The 12,394-nt window shown below is 45.2% G+C and carries 15 protein-coding genes; 2 read left to right on the top strand and 13 right to left on the bottom strand.

Annotated elements, in window-relative coordinates; translation table 11 throughout:
• Positions 1–72: 72 nt before the first annotated feature.
• Positions 73–1,563, bottom strand: coding sequence for a glycoside hydrolase family 43 protein (locus ACX9NY_RS00805; protein ID WP_472476708.1), 1,491 nt, complete (start codon positions 1,561–1,563; stop codon positions 73–75).
• Positions 1,564–1,745: 182 nt separating this feature from the next.
• Here ACX9NY_RS00805 and ACX9NY_RS00800 point away from each other — a divergent pair, with 182 nt between their 5' ends.
• Positions 1,746–2,648, top strand: a complete 903-nt coding sequence (locus ACX9NY_RS00800) for an ArsR/SmtB family transcription factor (RefSeq protein ID WP_342570821.1) — start codon at positions 1,746–1,748, stop codon at positions 2,646–2,648.
• A gap of 223 nt (positions 2,649–2,871) precedes the next feature.
• Here ACX9NY_RS00800 and ACX9NY_RS00795 read toward each other — a convergent pair whose 3' ends face one another.
• The 12 genes from ACX9NY_RS00795 to ACX9NY_RS00740 form a co-directional block, all read right to left on the bottom strand.
• On the bottom strand, positions 2,872–3,387 hold the full coding sequence (locus tag ACX9NY_RS00795) for a DinB family protein (protein WP_339236769.1): 516 nt from the start codon (positions 3,385–3,387) through the stop codon (positions 2,872–2,874).
• A 15-nt stretch (positions 3,388–3,402) separates the two neighbouring features.
• A complete protein-coding gene (locus ACX9NY_RS00790; RefSeq protein ID WP_339236771.1) occupies positions 3,403–3,552 on the bottom strand; it encodes a hypothetical protein in 150 nt (49 codons plus the stop codon).
• 34 nt (positions 3,553–3,586) lie between these two features.
• A complete protein-coding gene (locus tag ACX9NY_RS00785) occupies positions 3,587–4,336 on the bottom strand; it encodes a metallophosphoesterase family protein (RefSeq protein ID WP_472476707.1) in 750 nt (249 codons plus the stop codon).
• Positions 4,333–5,277, bottom strand: a complete 945-nt coding sequence (locus ACX9NY_RS00780; protein WP_472476706.1) for a GNAT family N-acetyltransferase — start codon at positions 5,275–5,277, stop codon at positions 4,333–4,335. The genes ACX9NY_RS00785 and ACX9NY_RS00780 overlap by 4 nt, the downstream gene beginning before the upstream one ends.
• Positions 5,278–5,315: 38 nt before the next feature.
• Complete coding sequence (locus ACX9NY_RS00775) at positions 5,316–5,780, bottom strand: DUF6896 domain-containing protein (RefSeq protein ID WP_472476705.1); 465 nt, start codon at positions 5,778–5,780, stop codon at positions 5,316–5,318.
• Between the two features lie 29 nt (positions 5,781–5,809).
• Positions 5,810–6,373: a DUF1361 domain-containing protein gene (locus ACX9NY_RS00770; RefSeq protein ID WP_472479177.1), complete on the bottom strand. Its 564-nt coding sequence runs from the start codon at positions 6,371–6,373 to the stop codon at positions 5,810–5,812.
• 178 nt (positions 6,374–6,551) lie between these two features.
• Positions 6,552–6,980: a GNAT family N-acetyltransferase gene (locus ACX9NY_RS00765; protein WP_472476704.1), complete on the bottom strand. Its 429-nt coding sequence runs from the start codon at positions 6,978–6,980 to the stop codon at positions 6,552–6,554.
• A 17-nt stretch (positions 6,981–6,997) separates the two neighbouring features.
• Positions 6,998–7,447: a GNAT family N-acetyltransferase gene (locus tag ACX9NY_RS00760; protein WP_339236783.1), complete on the bottom strand. Its 450-nt coding sequence runs from the start codon at positions 7,445–7,447 to the stop codon at positions 6,998–7,000.
• 31 nt (positions 7,448–7,478) lie between these two features.
• Positions 7,479–7,889, bottom strand: coding sequence for a GNAT family N-acetyltransferase (locus tag ACX9NY_RS00755; RefSeq protein WP_339256870.1), 411 nt, complete (start codon positions 7,887–7,889; stop codon positions 7,479–7,481).
• A 128-nt stretch (positions 7,890–8,017) separates the two neighbouring features.
• Positions 8,018–9,244 carry an amidohydrolase gene (locus ACX9NY_RS00750; RefSeq protein WP_472476703.1) on the bottom strand — a complete coding sequence of 409 codons (1,227 nt, stop codon included), beginning with the start codon at positions 9,242–9,244 and terminating at the stop codon, positions 8,018–8,020.
• Positions 9,245–9,463: 219 nt separating this feature from the next.
• Positions 9,464–10,018: a methylated-DNA--[protein]-cysteine S-methyltransferase gene (locus ACX9NY_RS00745; RefSeq protein WP_472476702.1), complete on the bottom strand. Its 555-nt coding sequence runs from the start codon at positions 10,016–10,018 to the stop codon at positions 9,464–9,466.
• A 42-nt stretch (positions 10,019–10,060) separates the two neighbouring features.
• The gene (locus ACX9NY_RS00740; RefSeq protein WP_472476701.1) at positions 10,061–10,768 is read right to left on the bottom strand and encodes a DNA alkylation repair protein; all 708 of its coding nucleotides are present in this window, start codon (positions 10,766–10,768) and stop codon (positions 10,061–10,063) included.
• 188 nt (positions 10,769–10,956) lie between these two features.
• Here ACX9NY_RS00740 and mgtE point away from each other — a divergent pair, with 188 nt between their 5' ends.
• Positions 10,957–12,327 carry a magnesium transporter gene (gene mgtE / locus ACX9NY_RS00735; protein WP_472476700.1) on the top strand — a complete coding sequence of 457 codons (1,371 nt, stop codon included), beginning with the start codon at positions 10,957–10,959 and terminating at the stop codon, positions 12,325–12,327.
• The last annotated feature ends 67 nt before the right edge of the window (positions 12,328–12,394 follow it).

Below are 12,394 nucleotides of genomic sequence, written 5' to 3'. Positions count from 1 at the left end.
GCCATATAGATAATATGATTTTTACACAAATTAAAAAAAAGAGAAGGACCCTAGGGCCCTCCTCTTCACTTCTTAATGGTATTCACACTTGAAATTGGTAAACTCAGCCGAAGCATCTTCACCTGTCGCGTACAATCCAATAAGTACGCCTGTAAAACCTCCAGCCACTTCCGAGGATAGGTATCTCGTCTGTGCCGTGCCTAGCAGAATCTCTTCATCCTCTACTTGAAACAGGAAGCTATATCGGTCATGGCTTGAGCGAATGACCAGCGTTGCATGCTGTTTATTTTCCAGATCCACTTCATGTGCTATCGATTTGATATCCCCGATATTCAGACGCTCGATCACCTTATAGCCGTCCTGCTCATCACGAATTGCTACTTCATAATGATGATTCTCATCCATATAAATGGTGATACCTGCTTCTCCACTGGTTAGACTAACATCGACTGAAATCGTGGCATTAAAGTCTTTCTGGCGTAACCCGATGAACGTCGGAGATGCCGGAATGTCCAGCGTTACATCGGTTCCTGTTAGCGTAAGCTTGTCACATTCAAGCTGATAATGCTCTGTATTCGGATGACGAAGGTAACACCAATCGAGATTCCAGTCGGTATTTTCAAACGTATAATGCTTCTTATCCTGCTGGATCACTGTGTCCGGGATACGTTTAGTCTCAAAACTCGTCAGTGTTGTACCTTCATTCCCGGCTGTAAACCATCCGTCTTCACCAAACGTAATTGGAGTCAGAAATACTTCTCGGCCCAGATGATGGTACGTAGCCCATCTGCCAATCTGTCGGAATCCCAGGTGAAAGAGCCACCAGTTCCCCCGATCATCCTGAACCAGATCACCATGCCCCACACCCTGGAGCTCATAACCGCCCAGATTGCGATTGGTTAGAACCGGATTGTGCTCATAAGCCTCGAATGGACCTGAAGAAGAAATGCCCCGAGCGTAAGTAACCATATGCCCATATTCGGTGCCACCTTCGGCTGCAAGCAGATAATAGTAGCCGTTCATTTTATACAGATGCGGACTTTCCAGATATCGTCCACCTGTTCCGTTCCAGATGGTCCGACCTGGCGTCAATTGCCGGCCAGTTTCAATTTCAATCTCACACTGGACAATTCCTCCAACGCCTTGATCATCAACCCCGTTACTCATAAACAAGGTCTTTTCATCTTCAAAATACAAATCCGGATCAATTCCACCTTGATCCACATAGATAGGTTCAGACCACTCTCCGTAGATATCGTCTGTCCATACATAAAAATTCTGATGCGTCGTATCGTTAGTTGTCACCATATAAAATCGTCCGTTATTGTACCTAATGGTGGGGGCAAATACCCCGCCGGAACTGTTCACGGTGTCCAACTGAATTTGGCTTTTACGAGTGAGGCAATGACCAATCTGCTTCCAATTCAGCAAATCCTTGCTTTCAAAGAGCGGTACGCCCGGAAAGTATTGAAAAGAACTGCACACCATGTAGTACGTGTCGTGCACCTTAATCACACTAGGGTCTGGATAGAAACCTTTTACAACAGGGTTATTGTATCTCATTACTCCACTCCATCTCTTATTTAAAATTCACAAATATAAGAATTCAACTTCGTAGCAACTAAAAAAATTAAACACTATTGGCGATTAACTTGCAATGAATCTGTATTGCATCTTCGGACTAATTTCATTAAATTAATATATATGTGATTTTAGTAGATTGAGCGTAGGGAGTTGTTGTACAGATGATCAAAGCAAATGGAGAGCCTCGGTTCATTCCTTTATATGAGGCGCTGGCAAGCGAAGTCAGATGGAGAATCATGGATATGATTGCAGATCGTGAAATGAATGTGAAGGATATTGCCGCAGCATTAGAGCTTAGCCCCTCCATTGTCACGATGCACATTCGTAAATTGGAGGATGCGGGGCTCATTGGGAGCAGACGCGTTCGGATCAACGGAGGGACACACAAGTTATGTTACCTCAAGCAAAATCAGATTGAGATCGAGCTGCCATCCGCTAGTCGGACTTCACGAACCAGAGAGCAGACGATATCCGTCGGGCACTATACTGCTTTTGATATCCAGCCTACTTGTGGGCTAGGGACACTTGAGAAAGAGATTGGCGTGTGGGACGATCCCCGCTACTTCCTGGATCCTGAGCGGGTACACGCTGCAATTTTGTGGTTTGGGAAAGGTTATGTTGAATATAAAACATCTAATTTTGTTCTTCCGGACGAGAATACAGATGCGATAGAGATCTCGATGGAACTGGCATCTGAAGCCCCGGGATTACGGGATCATTGGCTGTCAGATATTCAATTCACCTTTAACGGTGTTGCGCTTGGAACGTGGACGAGCCCTGCCGACTTCGGCAGGGCAGCGCGCGGCAAGTATACGCCAGAATGGTGGCATCGCAATGTGAATCAGTATGGATTATTGAAGACCATCCGCATTGATACCTCCGGTACTTACATGGATGGAGAGCGGATGTCTGACATTACACTTGCAGATATTAAGCTGGACGAGCCGTTCTGGACGCTTCGATTTACAGTTGACGAGAAGAGCCCCAACGTTGGGGGATTAACGATCTATGGTGCCGGTTTTGGTAATCACGATCAAGATATTGTTATTCGTGTATTGGGTTGATTTTTTTCACCTAATCGATTAACTTGATTTTCTCAAAAACATTATATTTCTCCAGATCTGAAGTAATTGCATAAGGCAGGTAATGATATAATTCAGATCTGGTTGCCCACTTGTATTCACTATGTTCTTCTGAAAGATTCACTTGATGATCTTTGGTTCTGCACAAATACATTAGAAGAATGACCTGTCGATGAGGATGGGTAAAGAACGTACTAGTATCAGTTTATGTTTGGAACCACCTTCTCAATTGATTAATATGAGCTTGATGATAACGGTTATGGTCAGCCATGTGCCATAATCCCCAACGGATCGTAGCTTGCTTTTCGTTCTGATGTCCAAAAGTAACGACTCGGTCTAGATCAGCATCCGCTAAATGTGCGCATGTCTCTTTTAGAAGGGTTAGTACACTCTCATGTTGAGAGATAAGTGTGTCACGTGCCACACCTTGAACCAGCGGGAGTCTATTATTCGCATCGATCATAGGGCCATATTGCTCTATTAAACGCTGAGGAAGGACTGCTCCCTTTATTCTATAAACCCAATTTATATCAACGAACGTAATATGTCGGATTAATTGAGCTGTACTATTAAACTGGTTGTGTTCCCCTCTATAATCTACCTCTTCTTGCGACATACCTTCTGTAATTGATTTAAGTCGTTGGCTATTTTCTGTTACAGCGGATAATAACATCCCCACAACAGGTGCCATATTGGCTTCCCCTTGTAAATCATAAATCATACACATCCCCCTCCTTTACCTTCGCTCTTTCAATAAGTCCTTTATTTCTCTTAATTCTGATAATATTTCTTTTGTGTGCTGACTATTTTTTGAATTATCCATTCCAACTTTCACAACATAAATACCGAGGAACAGATAAACTACCAACATAATGATCATTCCCATGTGCATTTCTCCTTCCCAAAGTAGCAGCACATTGCTATGAACGATGACTACCGTCTATATTTTCTCTTTCCAACTGATTCCCGTGAAATGCCTTCAAAATAAAAGCTCGATCCGGAACGTTCAACCGTTCATACGATCGCAGGTACTCCCTGTTGTCATATGGAACGCCAATGAATTTCACATCAATCTTCCCCTCTTGGAGATCCACGACTCCGTATCTGGCAATGGCAAGATCATTACAGCCTAAAGCTCCCGGGTTCATATAGATTCGTTGATCTGTCTTGTAATAATGAAGAATGTGATGATGACCAAAACAAACCAAATCATGGGCCGTCCCCTGATACTTCGCGTCCAATTTGGTTCCAGATGATTCTTTATCGATGGCATCCAGCTTGTCATTGCTCATATGATAGTGAGCCAAAAGGAACTGACGTCCTTCGACCTCTTTTTCAACAAATTTGGGTAGAGCTTGTATTCTCTCGATCGATTCCTCACTTAGATGTTGACCAACCCATTGATGATGCTCGGCTATACCTTTATGCTCTTCTAATGGTCCCTTATTTTGGAGCAAACTCAATACGGCCTCTTCGTGATCCCCTGAAATCGCTATCATATTTTTGCGGCTGTACAACATCTCAATCACTTCATTAGAGTAAGGGCCAATGCCGATCATATCTCCCAAACAAAATGTATGCTCTATGCCTCCTCTAGAATCCATATCAGCCAATACCGCTTGAAGCGCAGGAACATTGCCATGTATATCGGTTAAGATGGCAACCTTCATTGTGATGCCTCCTCTGGAATGTACATCGTCTGAATCTCCTGTACTCCAGGAATAAACCCCAGATTCAGATACACGGACTCCGCATCATTTCCTTGCATCACATACAATCGCAGCACGGGATATTTACCCTTAAGCTCATTCAAAGCTCTCTGTAACATCAGTGTAGCAAGCCCTCTGCCTCTATACGCCGGTCGAACCCCTATACTATATACGGCAGCCTGATTATCCTGCAAACAAAGACGACAGTTGGCAATAAGCTGCCCCGTCTCCTTATCGTATACAAGTGTAGAGGCCTGAGTTAGGATCTCATTCGTATAATTAGGGTCATCGCTTGGGATAAAATCTGCAAGAGTGGTATGTTTTCTTCGTGTAGCTTCAAGACTTCCTGCAAAACTCTCCAGGTCACATTGGGCAATTTCATCTTCATTCACATATGTTCTAGTGCCGGTTTCACTTTCAATAATTTCTGGACTCTTCACCGTTACCCTGCTGTCCCATTCGATGTCAAAATGATCTGTAGGCCGCTGCATCCAGCGACATCTGAACTCCACTGGCCAGAATCCGGCTCTTGCGTATAGATCGACTTGGTCTGGAAGAATCTCAAAGGTCAGAATTCGTTTCGTGCGATCCGACCACTGTACTAATGTATGCTTCAGCAGTTTCAATACCTCAAAGCACTGCTGGAATGGCGGGATAAAAAACAAATGATACATCCGGTTAGGCTCCATTCTCACGCCACCTATTTTGCTTTCCCCCTTGTAAATCCAGTACGCACTGATCTTGGAAGAACTAAACTCCTCTTCTCTGAAAAATCCGACATAACGCATATCATAATAAACCGTGCAAAATAATCCCCATTCGGCAAAATCAGCTCTGCGAATCGAATATTCATCTGACAGATCATATTGAAGTATATCTATGGACCATTCCGTTAAACTCATATGTCATTCCTCCTCAATTCTAATTACATGTACAGCAATTAAAGAACCTTTCTATATGCCACCCCGTGAACATGAATTAACAAATGCTCCGCTTCCAAACGTTCGAATAAATCCAACATGTCCTTAAACGCATTCTCGAAATACGAAGTCAGGTGGGCAAGCTCTGGCGTTGTTTTGATAAAATTGTAAAAGAAGTAGGGGTCCATGTTACCCACATCCGCTGGACTACCAAGGAAAACCTCCAATGTCTGGCCTGTTTCGGTATTCTTGAACATACAGTGCTCGCCGTGGACATCAAAATACCAATTTCCTGTTAATTCTTCTTCACCATGGATTACATCCGCATTGGACAGCAGATGATACGCCCCTGCGAGGATTTCCTCGCGATCAGGCTGATCGGTTTCCAATATCAGTTGGTCGATCAATTGCCGCGCAATTCTCTTGTACATATCCATTGCCATTAATAATTCTTCCGTAATTTCCTGTGTTATTGATTTCATCATTTCAGATCCTTTGCCCTTTCCAATGGGAATTAACTGCTCGACCTTGAGGTTAGCAAAAAGATGATAACGTAGCCAAAAAGTTGAACCGTAAATACAATGGCGACAAATTCAACCATCATGCTGTTCGCTGCATTGAAATCATTCGCAAGATCCACAAAGATCTTTCCCGGTCTGGATAATACATCCCATGAATTCCAGCGATTAAATCTACCAATGTAGACACCTATACTGCTCAACAGCAAAATAATGCCTACAATCGTCAGGCTAATGTACTTATTTATTAATTTATTTAACATGCCTTGGATTTGAATAATCGAACAAGTCGAGAGCAGCAATCCGATGATCGCTACAGCAAACGTCAAGGTGAGTCCATACCAAAAATCAATATTAACCCAAAACCTGACCTCCCCTTGAGCATCAAAATATCGGAATGAGTGCAGGATCTCTGTAAAAAGGTAGGCCGCATTGGGCAGAAAAAAGAGCCAAACTGCACACATCACCCATATACATATAACGCTCGTTGTGGTTAATTTCTTATTGAATATGTATCTAATGCAGGATGAGATGATGAATGGCACCCATGCCAGGAACATATCCCAACTTAAAAAGCGATACATATTCGTTTCTGTTTGGGCTCGTAAATACATCACAACACCTAAACAACAACAAGTAGCCACAAGCAAGGTAACGATGAGTCGGGGATCTTGTACCGGATGTTTGTTATCTTTCATTTCTTTGCTTCTACTTCCTTTTCCTTGATGATGTTATACGTTATAAATACTTTTTAAATGCCTTGCTGGATTCTCCGTCGTACCCCAATTTCGTATAAAAGTGATGTGCTTCATGTCTGGATGATCCACTGGTAAGAAACACCTTCATACAATTTTTCTGCACACATATGTTTTCCACATATTTCATCAATTCAGATCCATATCCCTTGCTCTGCACATGTTCCGTAATGATAACCCGCTCAACGACGCCGAATGGTCTATTTTCCACCAAAGCATCCAAACAAATATGTAAATGAGCCGTGCCGATCACCTGATTACCCAGTTCATATACGAACAAGAAACTATTCGGGTTATTCCGAACTTCTTCAATCCGTTCTGCCAGTACCTTTGTATTTAAGTTGTTCGGCAATAATTCTTTATACAGTCTCTCGATAACCTCTGCATCCCTAGCTTCTGCCTCTCTTATCATCAAGCTCCCCCTTCCTGTTACCTCACTTGATAACTTAAAATGATATCCCCGTTGTCCTCGAATTCACCCGTGTCCTGAAATCCGCAACGCTTATACAGCGCATTAGCCGCGATGTTATGAGGAACATGGGATACCCTGATTTGCTGGCAATCACTTCTATCTTGCAACATACGAATCACTTCTTGAATAGCAAGTTTACCGTAGCCCTTCCCCTGATACTTCTCATCAATCATGAAGCGCAGAATCCAGTAATACCCGTCATTGTAGACCTCATTATCAAATAAAATAAAACCGACCATCTGATCCTCTGCGAAAATGCCATATGGTTTGGACGTAATTTCCTTTGTCGCATGAATCAATGAATCCGCATTGCTAGCTACCAAATCCAGCTGATCTTCCCTTGGTTTAAGGTGCATGCACTCGAGTTCATTATCTTTGGTTATAGGTTGTAACTTCACTTGCTCCATACCTACCATCCTCTCTCCTTGAAGCTTATCACTAGATTTTCTTGATCAATATAATCTCCAAAGGTTGTGTATCCAGCAACAGAGCCCCTGCGTCAACATACCCCAGCTTTCGATAGAAATGTTGGGCATGTTCGTCTGACTGCGTTGAAGTCATTACGGTATCGAAGCCTTGTTGCTTCATTAGATTTTCCCAGTGATGCACCACTTTTTTGCCAATTCCGCCGTTGCGATAGGGCTCATCAATCCAGATCATATTCATAAAGGGAAGGTTGTCCCAAAAGTAACCGTACCTCATCCATCCAATTCTTGATCCCTCGTCCTCGTTCCAGAGGATGAATATTTCTTTTTCATGAATCTTCGTTTTCACAAGTGCCTGATGGATATGCCGATCTCGATCCATGATATAGTCGAAATCAGCTTCCGTTGCATATTCAATCTTCATTCGTTTTGCTCCCTTCATTAACTACGTCCATCATAACCCAAAATGTGGTAGTTGCGAACAGTTCCTTCCTCTTTTTTTCCCATGCCAAAAAACCACGGTTTCCCGTGGTTGCACCCGCTCTATTTTTCTCAATCCGATGTCGATCCGCTCACCAATTGTCCCTTGTACCATACGGCCTGCCGCGCAGATCGCCGCGCAACGGCTTCCGCCGAACAACTTGCATGCACCAATACAAAACTTGCTGTGTCACCCACCTTCGGCCATACGTGTTCCCCTTGTGAATCCAGCGGTGTCACACCGCCTGTTACGAACGCCAAAGATTGAGACAAGGACAATTCATCACTATATCCGTACAGTTCTGCGAAGCGACCCGCTTTCTCAAGCAGATCTCCATTGCCAAAAGGAGACCAATGATCTGTAAGGCTGTCTGTGGCCAGCTTCACGTTCACGCCCATACGATGGAGCATGGGAAGAGGCATCATCGTTCTGCCAATAGGCACTGTGGAAGCAATGCTCATGCCAAGCGAAGCCATTCGCTGCGCCATATCTTCTGCTTCCTGCTGTTCTGCACGGGCGAACCAGAACGCATGACTTACCGTAACTTTACCCTGAAGCCCTGCTGCTTCGGTCAGATTCGCGAGTTCCAGCAGTGTTTGTTTGCCGGCCTGCCCGCCATCATGCAGATGAATATCGATGCCCGCCTGATGCTGAACCGCCAGTTCGACCATGACATTCAGTGATTTCTCGATGTCTTCGTCCACGGTATGGGGATCGAGTCCACCCACATGCGTTGCACCTTCCTGCATCGCTTGGCCCATAAGCTCCACTGAATGGGAGCGAAGCAGTCCATGCTGCGGGAAAGCTACAATCTCCGAAGAGATTTTGCCCGAAAATGATTCCAGAGCCTGCCGCGTCGCTTCCAGTCTTTTCAAGCCACTGACGGGTTCGATATTGCAATGACTACGTACATGGGTGGAGCCGTACCCCTGAATCAAGGTTAGAATACTCTCCGCTTGACGCTTGGCATCTGGTAGCAGCTTGGGCAACAGAACCTTCTCTTCTTCAATACGTTCGAAAATACTGGAGATCCGTTTGACGGCTGTCCATGGTCCATCGTAGTAGGTTTTATCCAGATGAATATGTGCCTCCTCGAACGAAGGCAGCAATAAAAGTCCCTTGCCATCTACTTGTCGCAGATCGTTAGACAGCGGGTTGCTTCCTTCCACAATCGCCGCAATCCGTCCATCTTCAATCCGCAGATGAGCGAGGCTTGTCCGTGTCCCTGTCACCTGTTCCCCTTCCCAAACATAACGCTGTTCCAAAGTCACATTGGTTAACCAATAGGCCTGCTTCATTATGTCATCCCTCTTTTCTTACCCGGCATTACGTCCCCCGGATACCGATTGATCTATGATCCATGTTACCATACGGTTTCACAGGGCAAAAATACGTAAAACGTTGGTGTTCCATATGCGGAACGTTTGTATTGCTCTACCTTGATTCATGCCAAAAAACAGGCACAATACGTGCCTGTCCTGTCCACTCACCTTATTCTCCTTAATTTCGTGAATATATTAAAAATAAAACCGTGCATGCCCTCCATCGGTCACGCCTTCAATCTGTTCGATATCCAGCAGTCTGCGCTTCATCTCCAACCCTCCACGGAACCCGGTCAGCTTGCGATTAGCCCCAATAATACGGTGGCAGGGTAACAGAACCGGAATCGGATTGGCTCCATTTGCAGCCCCAACCGCTCGCACAGCCGAAGGTCTTCCAATCGATGCGGCAATGTCACCATAGGTCCGAATTTCACCGTAGGGGACGCGGCCCAGTTCTCTCCATACCTCCTGCTGGAAGTTCGTTCCGATCAAGTCCAGTGGAATTTCATCGGTATAAGCCATCGGTTCCCCTGCAAAATAGGACTGCAACCAATCCATCATACCTGTTTGTTTCAGCGCATGCTCATTCTCTTCCAGTTCCACGTCAGGTGCAACTTTCTGCATCCAGCCGTTCCAGTCCTCCAGTGTTTCGTTGGGCATGACCACTCGGCACACTCCCTGTTCCGTAGCGAGCAACACCCATGGACGACCGTCCAGTTGCATCGTGGTATACATTAACTTTTTTCTCATTCGTTTATCGCCCTCTCCCTGGTGGAATGCTTCATGCTAGGACTATGAGGAAATTCGCTTCTTCACCTTACGTTTCATACTGCGGATCATCTGCTTGCTCTCCGGATCAACGCGATACGATTCCGTGATTTTCTGAAGTGCCTTATTATACGTGAAATCGTCCAGGGTATTATGGTTCAGATAACGCATAGTAACCTCAGGTTGTTTCACATAAGCCATCGAGATGGCCCACGCGACCGCCATTTTCACATAATAAGCTTCGTGCCTGATCCGATCCAATGCGATTAGAACCCCATCAATATATCTCTCATCCAGATAAAAATTCAACAGCATCACCACGCCAAACCGAATCTCATATTCCTGCTCTGATCTCAGATACGGCTGCAAGAATGCCCACACCGGCTCCGAATGCACCTTCGTATATTTTAGTCCCGCACAGAAGCTGTCACATACCGACCAGTTATCGATCTTGGGTACAAATGCTTCAATGACCTTCAGCAGCTCGTCCAGATTAGCCTGGACATGTCCAATGACCATGGCTTGCAGCATCACTTCTTCAAAGTATTCATCGTCTGCCGTCTCCAGATAAGTGCGCCAGTCCCCGGCGGCGATCTGTTTGGCAATCTTTCGTAAGGCTGGCAATCTCACGCCTAACACATTTGTGATGTTGGGAATAAGCGCAGCCGAGAATTTCTGATACTCCGGCTCGGCCAGACTGAGCAATTGTGTTCTAATATTTTCTGCTTCCACCGCACACGTCCTCCTCGTCTGTTGCTGTACAACAAGTATATCCTTGCAACGCCCGTTTGTAAGCCCATATCGAATGTTTGAGCAAGATTACAATATCATTTTGGGTACTCTCTTTTCCTCCATTTGTTTAACTGCCAACCCATTTCGTTTAAAAATATGAAGCTGACCGTTTAGAAAGGAGTGTCGATATGAACGGACCTCATACCAAGAAAGATTTCTCCGTGGAGGAGATCACCGAACAACTCGTGCAACATGTGCAATCCCGGAACCTTCCCGATTTCTATAAATTGGTGAAAGAACTGCATCCCTACGACCTCTCACTCGTATATAAAAAGTTTCCTGAAGAAGAAACCACTCGGTTTCTGCTCCTGTTCAAACCCGATGCTCTGGCGGATCTCGCCGAGACCCTGAAGCTGCACGAACAGATTCAACTGTTTGAACGACTCGGGCCGGAACGAACGCTTGAAGTCATGCAGCAGATGGACAAAAGTGATCTGATCCGGTTCATGCACGATTTGCCTGCCAAACGAAGAGAAGAATTGCTGTCCACCATGAATCTGGACCACTCTGCCATTATCCGGTCCCTGCTTAATTATCCGCCGGAGACGGCTGGACGCATCATGACAGATCGATATCGGACCCTGCTTGCCCATGAGACAGCCAAGGAAGCCTTGCGACAATCGCAAGGCACCATGCATATCTCCGCCTCCAGTTACCTTTATGTGACGGATGATGAAGGTAAACTGGTCGGAGTAGTGAGTTATCGATCCCTTGCCTTGGCTGACGACAAGACCCAGGTTGAAGAACTGATGACCCGACGAGTGATCCACGCAACGGTAGATATGGACCAGGAAGAAGCAGCACAGCTTCTGCAACGCTATGAGTTTATGGCGCTTCCAGTAGTAGATGAGAATCACAGGTTATGCGGGATTATCCAAATGGATGATGTCATCGATATTATTATGGATGAAGCCAGTGAAGATTTGGCCAAGATGGGTGGGGGCGGCAAGGATATCGACTTCGATACCAAACCACTCGTTGCCGTCAGACGCAGACTCCCCTGGCTCATTCTATTGCTGCTGATTGGCCTGATCTCGGGAAGCATCGTGGATTTTTTCGAGGATACATTGAATCAGGTTGTCGCACTGGCATTCTTTATGCCGATGATCGCGGGTATGACTGGTAACACAGGAACGCAATCTCTGGCTGTCGTGGTACGAGGACTAATCGGACGTAAACTCGACAAATCCACTGTACTCGCACTGATTGGTCGGGAGATCAAAGTGGGCATCATGATTGGATTGGTCTGTGGATTGCTGATCACCGTCATTGCTTATGTCTGGCAAGGGGACTGGCTGCTCGGCGCCATTATCGGGGTTTCTCTATTCTTCACTCTGGTGATCGGTACACTAACCGGTACATGCATTCCGCTTCTACTTAGTCGTTTCAAGGTTGACCCTGCTGTCGCTTCGGGTCCGTTAATCACCACATTGAATGATATCTTGTCCCTGTTTATCTATTTTGGGATCGCCACACGTTTCCTCGATGCATTGATGTAAACAAGTGGTGTATACAGCAAAACAGACCTGATCCTGAGATCAAGGTCTGTTTTGCATTTTATCCAGT

The organism is Paenibacillus sp. CB74, from assembly GCF_055687625.1.
Note: the sequence above shows the minus strand (reverse complement) of the source record. Positions and strands in the feature narration are given on the sequence as shown.